The 16,168-nt window shown below is 34.6% G+C and carries 16 protein-coding genes and 1 tRNA gene; 6 read left to right on the top strand and 11 right to left on the bottom strand.

Annotation, left to right across the window (positions count from 1 at the left end):
* Positions 1 to 336: 336 nt before the first annotated feature.
* The 3 genes from JSQ73_RS01265 to JSQ73_RS01255 all read left to right on the top strand — a co-directional run bounded on the left by JSQ73_RS01265 (position 337) and on the right by JSQ73_RS01255 (position 1,475).
* A complete protein-coding gene (locus JSQ73_RS01265) occupies positions 337 to 555 on the top strand; it encodes a hypothetical protein (RefSeq protein WP_234301807.1) in 219 nt (72 codons plus the stop codon).
* Positions 556 to 1,007: 452 nt separating this feature from the next.
* Complete coding sequence (locus JSQ73_RS01260) at positions 1,008 to 1,151, top strand: hypothetical protein (protein ID WP_234301806.1); 144 nt, start codon at positions 1,008 to 1,010, stop codon at positions 1,149 to 1,151.
* A gap of 90 nt (positions 1,152 to 1,241) precedes the next feature.
* Positions 1,242 to 1,475 (top strand): hypothetical protein, encoded by a 234-nt coding sequence (locus tag JSQ73_RS01255; RefSeq protein ID WP_234301805.1) that lies wholly within the window; start codon positions 1,242 to 1,244, stop codon positions 1,473 to 1,475.
* A gap of 117 nt (positions 1,476 to 1,592) precedes the next feature.
* On the opposite strand, the gene metG is transcribed toward JSQ73_RS01255, so the two are convergent.
* The 3 genes from metG to JSQ73_RS01235 all read right to left on the bottom strand — a co-directional run bounded on the left by metG (position 1,593) and on the right by JSQ73_RS01235 (position 5,904).
* Positions 1,593 to 3,122 (bottom strand): methionine--tRNA ligase, encoded by a 1,530-nt coding sequence (gene metG / locus JSQ73_RS01250; RefSeq protein ID WP_214250144.1) that lies wholly within the window; start codon positions 3,120 to 3,122, stop codon positions 1,593 to 1,595.
* Between the two features lie 389 nt (positions 3,123 to 3,511).
* Positions 3,512 to 4,426, bottom strand: a complete 915-nt coding sequence (locus tag JSQ73_RS01240; RefSeq protein WP_214250143.1) for a hypothetical protein — start codon at positions 4,424 to 4,426, stop codon at positions 3,512 to 3,514.
* A gap of 74 nt (positions 4,427 to 4,500) precedes the next feature.
* Positions 4,501 to 5,904, bottom strand: coding sequence for an NAD(P)H-dependent flavin oxidoreductase (locus JSQ73_RS01235; RefSeq protein ID WP_214250142.1), 1,404 nt, complete (start codon positions 5,902 to 5,904; stop codon positions 4,501 to 4,503).
* Positions 5,905 to 6,040: 136 nt separating this feature from the next.
* Between JSQ73_RS01235 and coaE the strand changes: the two genes are divergently transcribed.
* Positions 6,041 to 6,619, top strand: coding sequence for a dephospho-CoA kinase (coaE, locus tag JSQ73_RS01230; protein ID WP_214250141.1), 579 nt, complete (start codon positions 6,041 to 6,043; stop codon positions 6,617 to 6,619).
* On the opposite strand, the gene JSQ73_RS01225 is transcribed toward coaE, so the two are convergent.
* From JSQ73_RS01225 to JSQ73_RS01195, 8 genes are all read right to left on the bottom strand, one after another.
* Positions 6,609 to 7,793: a ribonuclease D gene (locus JSQ73_RS01225; protein ID WP_214250140.1), complete on the bottom strand. Its 1,185-nt coding sequence runs from the start codon at positions 7,791 to 7,793 to the stop codon at positions 6,609 to 6,611. The genes coaE and JSQ73_RS01225 overlap by 11 nt on opposite strands.
* Before the next feature lie 84 nt (positions 7,794 to 7,877).
* Positions 7,878 to 9,203, bottom strand: coding sequence for a dihydroorotase (locus JSQ73_RS01220; RefSeq protein ID WP_214250139.1), 1,326 nt, complete (start codon positions 9,201 to 9,203; stop codon positions 7,878 to 7,880).
* 177 nt (positions 9,204 to 9,380) lie between these two features.
* Entirely contained in the window at positions 9,381 to 9,716 is a 336-nt protein-coding gene (locus JSQ73_RS06900; protein ID WP_458694699.1) for a TomO hydrophobic C-terminal domain-containing protein, read from the bottom strand.
* 105 nt (positions 9,717 to 9,821) lie between these two features.
* Positions 9,822 to 10,307, bottom strand: coding sequence for a hypothetical protein (locus JSQ73_RS01215; RefSeq protein WP_234301803.1), 486 nt, complete (start codon positions 10,305 to 10,307; stop codon positions 9,822 to 9,824).
* A gap of 101 nt (positions 10,308 to 10,408) precedes the next feature.
* A complete protein-coding gene (locus JSQ73_RS01210) occupies positions 10,409 to 11,065 on the bottom strand; it encodes a coiled-coil domain-containing protein (RefSeq protein ID WP_234301802.1) in 657 nt (218 codons plus the stop codon).
* A 26-nt stretch (positions 11,066 to 11,091) separates the two neighbouring features.
* The gene (locus tag JSQ73_RS01205; RefSeq protein WP_234301801.1) at positions 11,092 to 11,994 is read right to left on the bottom strand and encodes a lipase family protein; all 903 of its coding nucleotides are present in this window, start codon (positions 11,992 to 11,994) and stop codon (positions 11,092 to 11,094) included.
* Positions 11,995 to 12,081: 87 nt separating this feature from the next.
* Positions 12,082 to 12,684: an RDD family protein gene (locus JSQ73_RS01200; protein WP_214250138.1), complete on the bottom strand. Its 603-nt coding sequence runs from the start codon at positions 12,682 to 12,684 to the stop codon at positions 12,082 to 12,084.
* Between the two features lie 23 nt (positions 12,685 to 12,707).
* Positions 12,708 to 12,790: transfer RNA gene (locus JSQ73_RS01195), tRNA-Leu, on the bottom strand.
* Positions 12,791 to 12,892: 102 nt separating this feature from the next.
* On the opposite strand from JSQ73_RS01195, the gene JSQ73_RS01190 reads away from it, so the two are divergent.
* Both JSQ73_RS01190 and JSQ73_RS01185 read left to right on the top strand, forming a co-directional pair.
* Positions 12,893 to 14,335, top strand: a complete 1,443-nt coding sequence (locus JSQ73_RS01190) for a replicative DNA helicase (protein WP_214250137.1) — start codon at positions 12,893 to 12,895, stop codon at positions 14,333 to 14,335.
* Positions 14,336 to 14,678: 343 nt separating this feature from the next.
* Positions 14,679 to 16,166: a proton-conducting transporter transmembrane domain-containing protein gene (locus JSQ73_RS01185; RefSeq protein WP_214250136.1), complete on the top strand. Its 1,488-nt coding sequence runs from the start codon at positions 14,679 to 14,681 to the stop codon at positions 16,164 to 16,166.
* Positions 16,167 to 16,168 lie beyond the last annotated feature (2 nt).

Genomic DNA, 16,168 nt, shown 5'->3' with positions numbered 1-16,168 from the left:
CTTAAAATTATATTCTTAAAAGGATGGACTTTGTTCATATAAAACAAGAAAAAGCAGATTCTCTACAAAAGAGAAAACTTATATTAAAATATTAATTTATTTTAAAACTAAATTAATGTTAAGATATAAAGTATATAGCTTAATTTTTTTTACAAAAAGCAATAAATATCAATTTTAACATAAAGAACTTAATAACAATTTCTATAGTACAAGAAATAAAGAATGGCATTAGGCTTGTTCCAGACATAATCAAACCTGGAATACAGGGTATATTTTACGCTGCAGGAGGAGCATTATTTACATACGCTTATGTTTTTTTTGCACAACAAAAAAGTTATGAAGATGGTTATATGGAGGGCTACAAAAAAAGGCTACAGTGAAGGATTTAACCAAGGTTATAACAAAGACTTTAATCAAATTGCCTTAATTGCTGAAGCTGCTTGTGTTGGAGCTGCATCTATTATGTATTATACTAAATGTAAACAACAAGACACTCATATTGCTAACGCTCAAATAAACCAGGTAATTTCTAATAACTTAGCTTTAGTTGAGTAAAACCAAGCTAAAAAGCAATCTCATAATCATTATGCTGAGAAAAAATTCAGTGTGTAACCAGAAAAAATAGAGATAATGTTTTCTGATATGTTATAGTGGATTAGGTTCAGGTCCCAGTAGGAGCGAGTTTAAATACTACATAGATTTGTAGCTTTTTTTGCTACCTTTACTGTAAAAAAAGGGGTAGTAACTTTAGCTATAGTAACTTTGTTAGCATCAGGAGTGTTTGCTGTAGCTCCTTATGTTAGTTTCTTAGCTCCAGTTGCAGCGTTAAGTGTTGGCCTTCCATTTATTATTAGTGTTGCTATATTTTCTGCTCTAGTTTTTGCGCTTTCAGCTGCACTGCAAAGAGCTAACAATTACTTCTTCTTATTTAGATGCTCAAAATGTCAAAGAAAAAGCTAAAATGCAAAAACAACTAGATAAAAAGGTAGAATACATTATTAATTCTGATGAAGATGCTAAGAAAATGCATCAAGAGCGTAAAAAAAAGAAATCAAGAAGAAGTTTTAGATTTTGAAGCTCTTAGCAATTTATTTAAAGAAGAAGGTAATCAACCAAAATTGCATGCAGTAGCAAAAGAAACAGGTGATTAACCGAAACTAAAAGATAGAACAACTCAGATTGTAAAATTTAGTAGTATTGCAACGTACGCATCAGTTATAGTAGCAGCTTTAGCATCAAAGTTGTTTCCAACTCTCGTATGTACTTTAGATCCTGCTTCTGGATTATCTGAGCAGGAGGCACATCTAGGCCAAGCTGATGGTAATTCTAATGTAAATTTACCATCAGCTCACCATGTACCTACTCCACAGACTATGTTGAAAAGTAAAGTTGATGAGTCTCACGAAATGTTAAATTCTTCTTTTAAGAGTGCTAAAAATAATTTCGGTGCATCTCAATCATTTCTTCCAAAGTAGATAACGGTATAGATACATCAAAACGCCAAGGGACTTTTTTTGACTCTGTTGAATTAAAAAGGCTAACTACAGAACGGCCAACTCAGTCTAGTCTTGTAATGGATTATTAAGGATTCTTTAAATATCAAACCTAAAAAAAATCGGCGTAGGCTTAGGTAATGTAACACCTAAGCTTACGCACGCATTGCACAGAGATTGTAGATTACGTTGTTCTTTTGGGATCTGTAATTGGTCAAGTATCATTTCTGCTGACTTGGGAACAATTGGCTGCAGCAAAATGCCAATTATCCTTATATATTCCAGTAATTTGTAGATTACTAAATCCATGAGCTTTCTATCGGTTTTTCTTAATGTCCAGGGTGCACTTTTATCTATGTAAGCATTGGCCTTGGAAGAGATATTGATAATCAGGAGTATAATCTGGTTAAATTCATACTTTGATAGATGATCCATTACTTGATCAATTATGGCTTTGCAATTTGGTAAACTCTCATCATCTTTAAGCAAATTGCGATCGACAATTGGTACAACTCCAAAGCATTGATTGTGCAGAAATGAAATTGTTCTTTGCACTAAATTGCCTATATTGTTTGCCAGCTCTGAGTTTATGCGGCTGATCATGTTCTTCTTACTGAAATTACCATCTTGACCGAAACTTGCTTCCCGAAGGAGAAAATAGCGCAGTTGATCAACACCAAACTCTTCTGCCAGACCAATTGGATCTATAACGTTACCAAGGGATTTGGATATTTTTTCTCCCTCGTTTAGCCACCAACCATGAACTGCAATTTGCTTTGGCAGTGATAAATCTGCTGCAAGAAGAATAGCTGGCCAATATACAGCGTGAAAACGCAATATGTCTTTACCGATTACATGGACGTTAAAAGGGTTTGTCCAAAATTTCTTATATTCCTCATCTTCTATATTAGGAAAGCCTATTGACGTGAGATAGTTAGTGAGCGCATCTATCCAAACATAAATTACGTGCTTGTCATTCCCTGGTACTTTTATTCCCCAATTAAAACTAGTACGAGAAATCGAAAGGTCAGTAAGTCCTGATTTTACAAACGATACCACCTCGTTTTTTCTGCTCTCAGGAAAGATGAAATTCGGCTGATTTTCGTATAACTCTAGTAATTTATTTTGCCAATTTGACAAGCGAAAAAAGTAGCTCTCTTCTTTTATCCACTGAACTTCATCACCTGTTGGCGCTCTGCCATCTATCAACTCCGATTCTTGGTAAAACGCTTCGTCACGAACTGAATACCAACCTGAGTAAGAATCCAGATATATTTGTCCTCTCTCTTCAAGCCTATTCCATAGAGCTATAACTGCTTTTTCATGACGTTCTTCTGTGGTGCGAATAAAATCATCATAATCAAAGTTCATTAGCTCAGCCAATTTTCTGAACGTAACACTTATTTCATCTGTAAATTCTTTTGGCTCTATTCCCTTTACCTTAGCCGCTTTTTCAATTTTCTGTCCATGTTCATCTGTACCAGTAGTAAATTTGACGTTCTTTCCAGCTAATTTCATAAATCTAGCTGTAATATCACAGATAAGGGAAGTATATGCGTGGCCGATATGTGGCTTGTCGTTTACGTAATATATTGGTGTAGTGATATAAAAGCTCTCAAATTGCTCCATTCTGTAGTACTTAAAGCTTTATCGTATCTGCACTAGTAATAAAAATCAATATATATCCTATCGTACAAGCAATTTGAAAAGCCATTATACCGCTGCGTTTTGCAGCGGTATAATGTGAGTAACTTACGTTTGAGTTGCTATGATATTGTTGTCCATAACTTCATAACTGTACAAACATTCGTCTGTGAAAGCAGTGTGTTAAATATTATAGCAGATTTTGCCTCAAACACAAAGATGTCATCCCAGTGTCTGGGCACTTGGATCCAGAAAAATTAATTGTAAACAAACGACTATACAACATGTTCAATAAAATTACAAAAAGCTGGATTCCAGTGTCAAGCACTGGAATGACACTATTTGCTGTACAATTTACCTTCTAAAATCAATGTTCATACAGTACATCCATGATTTCCAGAATGTTTTTCCGCATTAGAATGAGAAGAAAACAGCGTACCAGGCATGATATCATCACAAGAAGGAGCACTTGGAACAGTATTAGGATCTTGAAAAGAGTAAGGAGGTGGTGAATCACTATAAGGAGAATCTCCATAATCATGACCTTGTTCAAGATATCTAACTACTGCTTCTTCAGCCTTCTTAATATTTTCTGACTCTTTCTCATGTTTCATATGAAAAGCCACACCAGCAGCAAGACACACAAGAGAATTAATGCCAAGAATGACTAAACCCCAAACTGGTAAGACTGAGTTAATAGCGCAACCTATCAAAGCTGCTAAAGAAATTGCACCAACTGCAAATTCTATATTTCTGAACATTTTAAGTTGATTATCTAGATAATCTATTTTTTTTGACTTTCTAGCCGTTTTTTCACTGCTGTTGTACCACAAACACATTAGAGCATGAAAAGCAACACACACAACTGCAACTGCTATACCTAAAGCCAATAAACTCCTGCTGTCTTCTAAATCTTTTTTCTTATCTTCTCTGCTTTGGTGGCCAACAGTATCAAAACCAGGGTTATTTATAACTGTAGTACGATCACCAAACAGGTTGCTAAGTAGTAAATAATCCCAAAAATCTAAACCTCTATTATTGTGTACATGTACGTACGTGACTTGAGGGCCTGTAGATTGCTGCCTACTACTCCTATCATTACTTCCTTTACTGTGCCTACGAGTTGGAATGCTATGTGTAAACTCTCCATACATTCTGTCGAACTCTTGCTCATTCCAAGTCAAACTCCGTGTATCATTACAATGCTGTAAAAACTCTTTAACATTATCGTTACTGCCAGACTTTTTGATATAGGCAAGTGCATACCTTTTTAAAATATTACCATCCATAAAAGCTCCCCCTAAATTAAGATTAAATTAGTAAATATTTATTATAACAAAGTAAAGTTTTCTTGTCAAATCAATCATAATCCAACCAATATCCTTTCCACCAGTTCTTTTACTGTTGGTACGTAGCCATTCTCATAAAATGAGTCTTGCTTAAATATGTACACATTGTATCCAGAAAACATAAGTTCATTTTCAATATCACCGTCATGTATAATGTTTTGCAGTGTCTTTTGTATACAGAAACTTCTTGGGTCTGGCTTTCGCCCTGTTGAATGGTCACCATGATCTTTCCAATTGCTAAATAAGCAGTGACTCAAACATCCCATGCAATTAATTTGATCTCGTCTTATCTCCGCAAATTTGCCTGGTGTTACAAAAATAACAGTTGAATCTGGAGTTTTCATTACCTCTGTATACCCTTCTTTAATCCATGCATTTGCTAGCTCTTCGTCTTTTACAGTGAGGTAAATCTTTCTACCTCTGCTACCCATTGCAAATTCATTATTAAACTCTCCACTCACACTTTCTGAAAATTTCATTTGACGTGAATTTCGTTCCTGTAGCTCATGTATGAAGCTATTTCTTACTGCAGATGAGTAAAATCCTGTCGGACTAAATTTGTTTAAAAATACGTCACCTTCTTCTAAAGTAAGTAATTTCTTTTTCCACTCCGTAGAAATCGGACTTTCTTTTGTTAAAAGTGGACGAGTACCAAACTGAAAAGCTATTGGTCCAATTTGTAAATTGTCAAACCAATGTTCCCAATCCTTCAAATTCCACACTCCCCCCGCCATAACAATTGGCGTTTCAGAAAGACCGACTTCATTCATGAAAGATCTAAGCTCTGCAACTCTTTCAAATGGAGCCTGTGATAATTCTGGATCTTCACTATTACTGAGTCCATTGTGACCACCAGCAAGCCACGGATCCTCATATACTACTCCACCAAGTAAAAAAGAAGATATTTTTTGGTAAGCACGTTTCCACAACGCTTTAAAAGCGCGCGCCGATGAGATAATAGGGTAGTAATAAACTTGATATTTAGCTGCAATTTCTCCAAGCCTGTAAGGCATACCAGCACCGCAAGTGATGCCATGAACTAAGCCTTTTGCTTTTTCTAATATGCCATGAAGGACTTGTTCTGCTGCTCCCATTTCCCAAAGCACGTTCATATGTATTCTTCCACGGCCCTTTGATATTTCATTCGCTATTTTTGCTTGACTAACTCCAGCTTCAATACTATACTTGATTAACTCTTCGTGCTTTTCATTTCTTGTTTTACCTTTATAAATTAGTGGTACCAACTCGCCATTGTCATCGATAAGTTTAGCATTTGCACCAGAAAACGTACCAACAGCATCTGCTGCAGCGAATGCTCCACTTAACCTTCCATTACTAATTGCAATGCCTTTGCCGCCCTCGATGATTGGCCAGACTTCTTTCCCTGAAATCACTATCTTTTTTATCTTATTTTTCAAAATTTCCTCTTAATCTTTCACTCTATTTTACTTAATTACTAAAAAAAATAATAGCTTTTCTTTTTTATACCTATGCATTCAGTTTTAAATAGGCATAGGAGATGCTATAAATATAGTTTTATAAGAAATTTGCTATATGATCATAGGTTTAACAGGTGGGATTGCAGTTGGAAAGAGCTTTGTAGCCAATTACTTTAAAGAATTTGGTGCCGCTTTGTTTGATGCCGACTCTGTCGTGCACCAGCTTTATAAAGTAAACAAAAACATAATAAGTTACGCAGAAGAAAAATTTCCTGGGGTGATAGTAAATGAAAAAATAGATAAAACAGTATTATCTAAATATTTTTTAGCTTATGATGAAAATTGGAAGCAATTTCAGTCTTTAGTGCATTCCGCTGTGCGAAATGAATTAGAAATTTTTATTGCTCAGGAGAAAGAAAACGACGGAAAGTTTCTAGTTCTAGACATTCCACTCCTGCTGGAAACTAGATTCCGTTTATATTGCGATTTTATTATCTTTATCCATGCAGATAGCGCTGTACAAGCTCAAAGGATCAGTGAGCGTAATATGGATAAAAAAAAGCTGGATCTAATGTCTAGTATTCAGCTACCTATTGAAGAAAAAAAGCAAATGAGTGACTTTATCATCGATACCAGTGCAAATGTTCTTTCTCAAGTGAAAGATATAATAAACTCGTTAGACCTCAACACGTGATACGGTTATTCTCCACAAGATTACTCCGAATTTTAGCTATACTATCAGCAGATTTTACCATTAAAATTTCAAACCTTGAGCCTGCATTCAAAAACGATTCTACTGATCTGCCGAAAAAATCATATCTCCATCCCTTGAATAGTTTATCTATCTGCCCAGATATTGAGCCAGCTAACTCATCTTTTGATGAAATTAACTTTCTTGATATGTTATTTTCCTTACATTTGCTCTCCAAAATAATCGAGAGTATATCAAATACAGATTTATCATAATTATCTGACAGAGTATAATTTTGCTGCACAAATTCCTTCTCATTCTCATTGAAAATATCTATAAATTCTAATAAATCTTCCTCTTTTATATTTTTTGTGTTTCTCTTAAGGTCATCTAAAATGTCATCAATATGTTCCACGTTTTTTTCAATTAAACCAGTTATTACAGCATTATTGACTACTTTATTACGATTTATATTGTAACGCTGTGCTAAGGTCTCTTGCCACTCATTAACTGTTTTAACAGTTAACATCAACCTTGGATTTGCTTCATAATTAAATTTAATCCTCTTCCATGCATCTTTTGGATTATGCAAATACTTATTGACATCAACTATTGATTCCATCTCTTCTTGAAACCAGCCCATCCTATTATTTTCTTCAAGTTTATTGCACAATATTTGGTGTAGGTCATATAGGTGTATAACGTCATTTACTGCATAATCTAATTGATCCTCAGATAATGGACGTTTTAACCAGTCTGAATTTTTAGCTTTAATTTTATCCAGCGCTACCCCATGATATTGCTCTACTACTTTTGAATAACCAATAAAGTCGTGATAATAATGACAAAACATGGCAGCAACTTGGGTATCAAAAATGGGAGTAGGAACACATTTAAGCACGGTGAGTAAGGATTCTATGTCTTGCCGACAACTATGAAAAACTTTGGTTATTTCTCGATTCAGCATTATTTTCTTAATGAGCGATAAGTCAATTCCCGGTACTAACACATCTACAATAAAACTCTTCTCTCCGTAAGAAATTTGAATTAGTGATAATCTAGGATAGTAGGTTAAATTGTTTCTAATGAACTCTGTGTCCACTGCTATAAATTTTGGATCTTTTGCCATCAATTCTTCACATGCATTCTCCAGCTCCGATGTCGTACTAATTAGCATATATTTTTTATTCAGTGGCTATATTTTACCACTTATATTGAATATTTACAATTGATTGAAATTGAGAACGCAACTGTATGATAACTAATTTTTCTGTAAATATACAGTTTTGCCAGACACAACGGTACGTATTACGCGCCCTTTCACTTTGCGTCCATCGAAAGGGGAATTTTTTGATTTACTAGCAAAGTTGTCAACTTTAATTTTCCATTCATGATCCAAATCAACTAAAATTAAGTCCGCTGCAAGGTTTTTCTGTATGCGGCCACGTGGTACATGTATGATATCTGCAGGCTTATATGTCAATTTTGCAAGCACATCAAGTAGACCCATTTGTCCACTGTGATATAGTTCAAGTGAAATGGGCAGCATTGTTTCAAGGCCAATAATACCAAATGCAGCATTTTCAAGTGGCAAATCTTTAGAACTAAGATCATGCGGAGCATGATCGGTTGCAATACAATCAATCACACCTGTCTTTAAACCTTCAATCATAGCTAAACGATCTTCCTCTGTACGCAGTGGCGGATTCATTTTTGCGATTCCTCCGTGTTGTTTTACTATATCTTCAGTTAAAGTAAAGTGATGAGGAGTTACTTCACATGTAACATTTAATCCCAAATCTTTTGCACGTTTAATAGCATCAAGTGAATCTTTTGAAGAAACATGTAAAATATGATAATGTACATTTTCTATGTCCTTCATTAGCAGTATATCACGAGTTACCATAATCGACTCTGACGCACTCAAGATTCCCTTTACTCCCAATTCTTCAGAAATATTACCCTCATTAATTGCGCCACCAGCAGATAGATTTAAATCTTCTGCATGTTGAGCAATAGGAACACCAAGCATACTTGAATAAAGCAGTGCCTGTCTCATAATCATTGGATTCATAACTGGCATACCATCATCGGTGAACCCAACTGCACCTGCTTCCTTTAAAAGCGCCATTTCAGTTAATTTTTCTTCCGAAGTGGTAATTTTTGCGTAAAATTTAACATTCACATGTGAAGTTTCAAGTGCTCTATATTTCAAATATTTAGCCAAGATAACACTATCAATTGCTGGAACAGTGTTTGGCTGACAAACTACAGTTGTAACGCCTCCTGCAGCTGCAGATTTGCTACCCGTGTGTATAGTTTCTTTATGCTCTTGACCTGGTTCACGAAAATGCACGTGAATGTCAATCAGGCCTGGCATTAGAGCAAGCCCTTTACAGTCTATTGTTTCATCAACTCCACTTGTTGAAAGTAATGATTCGCTAAAATCAACAATTTTATCCCCTTCAGTCAATAATGAACCTTTTATATCAAGTTTAGTTTCCGGGTCAATAATACGAGCATTGATATACGCAATTTTATAGCCTTCCTTTTGGCCTTTCTGCAATAAATTCCAAGATTGTGTCATTATATTTAAGTATCAATTACAAAATAAATCTAAAGTTTTTTTAGTAAAACACAACCAAATTAAAGTGATGGTATAATAACTAGCAATAATGAACTTTGGTTATGATGATTTTATTCGCACTAAAGAAGAACGTCATGAAAAAGCAGTTATAGCTCTGAAGAATATTTAAATTAATACTCAAGCAGCCATCCTATAACTATCATTTTCGATTTTAACATTATTAAGTGCGGTATTTGCCTTATAAGAACAGTAACATCCTACTGCAAGAAAAGCTAATGCAGCTACAGCAAGCGAAATACACATTGCTAAATGAAAAATTGTTAGACTTGTACCAACAGCAAGTACTCCAGATAATACAAAAGAAACAGAAGCATAATTACCTTGCCTTTTACTGTAAGTTCTTGCTTTTAAGAATTTTTCACTTAGCTCTTCATTCTTGCTTTTAAATTGCTTCTGTAGACTCTTCTCTAGTACTTCACTTTTGTTTTCATATTCCTGTAGCCTTGTCTTCAGGTCGTTATTTTCATTTTTAAGTTGAGTTACCTGAACTTTGAGCTTTCCAATCTCTTCTTTCTTCCCTTCAAGCTGAGCTTTTGCTTCATTAGATTCCTTGCTAAATTAAATGACTTTACTAGTTTCTTCAGCTAGTTTTTGCTTTGATGCTACAAGTTGAACTTCTGTTTGCTCACATTTCTTTTTAAGCTCCCTTGCTTGACTAGCTAAATTACTATTTTCCTCTTCAAATTGAGCTGCTTCTCTAGTTTTTTCATTCAAGCCTTTCTGCAACTTATTAACTGCGTTTTCAAATTCCTTTGTTTTTGCAGCTAAGCTTTGCTGTGCTTGTTTTAGTTCTTCTTTTAATTGAGAAGCATTGTTCTTTGCAATATCTAGCTCTTCCTCCCTCTCTTTGAGTTGAGCTTGAGTATCCTCCAGCTCTTTTCCTGTAAATTCTGCCTTTCCTTCTAGCTTAGTTTTTGCTTCCTTGAGCTCTGTGATCTCTGCTGTGAGAACAGCTATTTTACTAACCTGACCTTGCTTTATACTGTTCAGCTCTTCTATTTTTTTCTTGAATTCTTTCTCATTTTGTTCTGATTGAACTTTCAAATCTTCCAGTTCCTTCTTTTCTTCTGCAAACTGATTGTTCAGATTACCAACATTCTTTTCTAGCTTAGCGTTTATTGCTGCAAATTTCTCCAGTTGACTAGTCAGATTACTATTCTTTCTAATTCAGCATTTGTTTCCTTAAACCCATCTATAGTACTGTTAAGCTTGGTTACTTTTCTAGTTTGTTCATCCAGCTCTGCTTTCTTTCCTACAAGCTGATCTTTTATCCCTTTAAGTTCTTTAGTAAGTTGATCTACTTGACCATCGAGTTTACTAGTCTTCTGTTGTTCTTGTGTTAATTTTCCTTTTTCATCATCTAGCTCTTTAGTTTTTTCAGCCAAGCTTTGTTGTATACTCTTTAACCTTTTCTCTAATTGAGTTTTGTCGTTAGTAAGCTGAGCTACTTCTTGTTCTAGTCGTTTAATTTTCTCTTCTAATTTTGGAGCATATTCAATTGGTATCTCAGAAAGCTTAATGCCTTTATTTTCTTCTCTGACTTCTTCAAAGAATTCCTTATCATCCACATCGACATATGACAAAACTGCATGGTAAAATAGGCCACAAATATAAGCAATATGGCGATACTTAGATGGATTATTATCTGATTTAAAATTTTCCCGCTGTACTTCCTGAATAAGGTTATAATAGGTGTCAATTTTATGATAGTGTGGCTCTAAATACTCTAGAGTTTTACCCGTTTCTAATTTTAATGGTTTACCGACATGTTTATAGTGCATACCGGCATTACCATGTGGCAAACATGGTACCGGATCTGATTGACAAGCTACCCTAATATAGTCTTATTTCCAAGACACTTATCGTAAACGTCAGCTGCACCATTGTAGAATACTCTTAGGGAGCCAAAAGTTGCAACATGAACATCTTCGGCATCTTCTGTTTTATTAAGACATAAAGCAGCTATACTAGCAAGAGCACCCCCCATGCTATGACCTGTAACATTAATTTTCAAATCTTTGATTGCTAATCCTTTATCATTAGCATGCCCTTTTAATATCTTATGCACACTGGGCCAATAGCGTTTGAATAAAGAGTAAAAACCAGAATGGACACGATGATCTTCAGGTAAAAATGACAATTTAGCTAAAGATGCACGAAGATCTTCCTTTACATCATTTAAATCACGAGTGCCGTGATAAGCTATAGTTACTTCCTTATCTTTAATAAAAATATAACCAGCATCTCGATTATATGAATTGCTACCAGTTAAAGCATATCCAATATCATGTTGTTCTAATTTATAATCAGTATCCAAAGAATACTTGTCTTCGATGAGATCATTGTCGTAAAATCTTATAATCTGATAACCTTCTTCTTCTTCAAACTGTCTTTTAGTTTTATATTTACCTTTTTCTAATTTTCTATCCACATTACCATAGGAAATTTTGCTGAAGGTACACATTTCTAGTAATTTTTCTTCATCAAATCCTGCAATTTGCCCTTTTATCAGATCAGCAAGGTCAGAAGCATTCTTTAACTCAGCATCTTTAAAATCTTCTATCTTCTTCGATGCTTTAACTAGGTCAGAAGTTCCTAGCCCATTAAGATTAAAACTTTGAGCTCCTAATTCGTTCTTAAATGGTTCTAGCGTCTCAATTACGCATTCTTTTACTTCATTACTACCAATTATGTACAATACTCTCGCTAAGAGAATCCGTATTTTGATCATAAACGATACTTAGCATACTCCTTACCTACTACAAGCTTAATTAACTTAGTATACCACTAGGTTAATATTTAGTCAAGAATGTGTTACTTAGTTCACTTTATCATACTTAAGGCTTTTGTTTGTGACAACTACTGTATTTGCAATCTTATCGTGCCAAGTTTGGCAGCGTTTGTCGAAACTTGCCCATATGAAACCCAAGAATAATGGTGCTGTTGACAATATAAAGGAAAAAAACCTCTTTGTTGCTTGTTTTAGAGTCAATTTTTCAAAAGTTTGTGCACTCACAACTCTAAGCCCAAGTAATAACTTTCCAGGTGTAGCACCAAACCTTATCCACATATATGCAACATAACTAAAAAGCATAATGAATTGAACTATTTGATTTAGAATTAGTAACTTGATTAATTTACTCTGCATTGCTGTTTCCTCTACAGAGAGTGGCACCTGCATTTGATATTTTGCAGCAATTTGGCCTAATATTTTACTGCTCTCCGAGCTCATGAAGAGTTGATTTAAGGCCTGACCGCAAAACTGCAAAAATAAAACGATGATGATTAAATCAAGCAGCACTGACAAATAGCGTCTAAGTCCCGTTACATAGCATATTCCATTATCATCCTTTTTCACTTTTTTAATAGCATTTATAGAAGAAAGAATGGAAAATAAACGATTAAAAATTTTATGTAACATATATGCATTTTTCAATGTTTGAGTGCCCCTGGCCGGACTTGAACCAGCATGCTTTTGCAAGCAACAGATTTTGAGTCTGCCGTGTCTACCATTCCACCACAGGGGCCTACTTTAATGCTATAAGCAACACAAGATTAGTCAAATTTTTTCTCTTTTAAGTGAAGACTGAATATTCTACAATAATCAATCATTACTCTGAAAACTTAAAATGAATGAATTAGCTAATCTTATTGATTCAAGAGAAGAAATATGTAAATTGCCACACAATTTAGAAGCAGAGCAAATGCTCATTGGTGCAATGATTCGAGATAATAGAATTTGTGATGCAGTTGAAGACATAATCACAGCAGATAATTTCTATGATCCACTACATCAAAGCATTTTTACCCAGATATCTAAAACCAGAAAACACGGCATAGTCGCCAATGAACTAAGCCTAAAGATGTTTTTTGAAAATGATAAAGCATTTGCCGAATGTGGTGGAGTTGAGTACCTAGCAAAACTTGCAGCAAAGGCAAGCATTGCGCTTGACATCTATAGCTTGACCAGAATAATCCGTGATACTTATTTAAGGAGATGCTTAATCAAGCTCGGGCAGGAGATAGTTGACGATAGTTACAACTACGACATTGAAAATCCTGCACAGGTACAAATTGAGCAGGCAATGACAAAGTTGTTCAACTTAGCAGTAAAAAAGCAAGGTGATAAGACATATATAAAGCTTGTAAGTTCAATTAAAGATGTGGTTGAGAAGATCAGCAAGCTGAAGAATAACCCAGAGGCTCTAGGTATTACAACCGGACTTCAAGACCTAAACCAGCTTCTTGGTGGTTTGCAAAAATCTGATCTGTTAATTATAGCTGCAAGGCCCTCAATGGGAAAGACAGCATTGGCGCTGAACATCGCACTTAATGCTTGTAAGATTTTGCAAAAAAGAACAGATAAACAACACTACGTAGCGTTTTTCTCACTTGAAATGTCAGCAGAGCAATTGACTGCAAGATTGATTACTATAGATTCAGGCATTGGTTATTATAAGGCACTGACTGGGAGAATTAGTGATTTTGAATTACACGAATTCATTAATGCTAGTACAGATCTATCCGAATTACCTTTCATCATAGATGACACTCCTGCATTATCAATTAGTGCTCTTCGTACCAGAATACGTCTTCTCTATCAACTATATAATGTAGAGGTGGTCTTTATCGATTATCTGCAGTTAATTCGAGGAACAACAAAAAGGAGTAGTGAAAATAGAGTGCAAGAAATCTCAGAAGTGACGCAGGGTTTAAAAGCAATTGCAAAGGAACTAAATATTCCCATTGTTGCACTATCACAGCTCTCTCGTTCTGTTGAGCAAAGGGATGATAAAAAACCACAACTTTCTGATTTACGTGATTCAGGAAGCATAGAGCAGGATGCGGATATAGTAATGTTCCTCTATAGAGAAGAATATTATGAATTAAGAAAGCAACCAAATGAAGGAAGTAATAAACATCGAGAGTGGCAAGAGAAAATGGAGAAAATTAGAAATATTGCAGAGCTGATCATTGCAAAACAAAGAAACGGGCCTATTGGCAGTGTGAAGCTACATTTTGACTCCAATAGAGGAGCATTTAAAGATTATACAGAAAGATATAGTCTGTAGCGTGAGTAATTCTGGAAGTGTTTAACAAACCATACGTGCCAAATTAAGAAGCTATCGTGAAACATAGCAATATTTAAGATTGGCATTTTATTTGTTACATTTATTTTTTTAGGAAATTCTTATCTAGGATAAGATAATTTTTTAGAAAGATCTATAAATTACTAACTTTATTACTTAATATATAAAATAGTTTTTTCCTATTTCCTTTCTTCCTTACGCCACTTTTTCTTAACTTGATGCGTATGGTTTATTTAACACTTCCGATATACAACTAAAAAATAGCAAATTCTCTATAACTTGAATATAATTTTAGCTTTACCTAAACAGAAAGATGAATTACTTAATGGATTTTTTTTTAATATCTCTTTCCTTGCCACTTTTTATTACTGAGAATTATTTGTTAATTACTGCGTTGATCCCACTTTTAAGTGCATTAGCTATTTCTTTTACTAGTAAATGGCCCAGAGTGAACAATAGCATTACTGTTGTTTCTTCTATGCTTCTATTTGCGCATACATGTCTATGCACTTTATATTTGGTGTATGGTGATCATTCTCAATTTATTCTCATGGACTTTGGTAATAATTTGCATATTAGTTTAAAGTTAGAGTCTAGTGGAGCAATATTCAGTTTATTAATATCATTTTTGTGGATACTAACCAGTATGTATGCAATATGTTATATGCGAAATAACTATGCTGATAGTAACTACTCGAGTTTTCTATGCTTTTTTTCAATAGCGATTAGCTGTGCAATGTTTATTGCTTTTTCTGGAGATTTGCTCACTACATTTGTCTTTTACGAGCTTCTAACTATTAGTACATACCCTCTGATTACTTACAACTCAACAAATGAATCAGTAATTGCAGGACGCTATTACTTTGGTTTACTATTTTTCTCTTCTTTAGTGTTATTTTTTCCTGCAATAGGCCTCTTATATAATGAATTCCATACTTTAGACTTTGTAAGAGGTGGAATATTCAAGTTTGATACTTCGTTCATAACTTTTATTGCAGTGTGTTTTGCTATGCTGATTTATGGAATAGGAAAAGCTGCATTAATGCCAATGCATTTTTGGTTGCCAAAAGCAATGGTTGCACCAACTCCTGTAAGCGCACTACTACATACTGTTGCTGTTGTGAAATCAGGAGTGTTCATCATCATCAAAGTTATATTATACACTTTTGGCATCGATAATATGCAACGTTTTGCACAGCAAAGTTGGTTTGCTGGAGGATGGCTTCCGTACGCTGCTGGATTTACTATTATTACTGCATCGTTAATTGCATTAAAGCAAAAGGAATTAAAGAAGTTGCTTGCTTATTCTACTATCTCTCAGTTGTCATATATTATATTGTTTGCTTCAATTTTTAGTGAATTCAGCATGAGGGTTGCAATTTTTCAATTAGTTTGCCACGCATTTGCAAAAATCACTTTGTTTTTCACTGCTGGAGCAATAATAACGAAAACAGGTGAGAAATACATAGATAGAATTCACGGTATAGGACGTAGTATGCCAATTAGTATGATAGCATTTACTATAGGTGCATTGTCCATGATAGGGGTACCACCTGCTCCGACTTTTTGGAGCAAATTTTTCATTTTTCAAGCTGTTTTTAACTCTAGTAATGTAACACTTTCTGTATTTATAGCTCTGGTGTTAATTGTCAGTACTATACTCAACGCTCTATACTTCTTACCGATAATTTACAATGCCTTTTTCTTAAAACCTTCTAGAAATTATTTTATTAAAAAGACACCAATGCTTCTAATTTTACCTCCAGTTGTTACTGCTGTATGCACTTTAGTTATTTTTTTAGCTACCAAGTAATT

The organism is Wolbachia endosymbiont of Anopheles demeilloni (genome assembly GCF_018491735.2).
Classification (GTDB): Bacteria; Pseudomonadota; Alphaproteobacteria; order Rickettsiales; family Anaplasmataceae; genus Wolbachia.
Note: the sequence above shows the minus strand (reverse complement) of the source record. Positions and strands in the feature narration are given on the sequence as shown.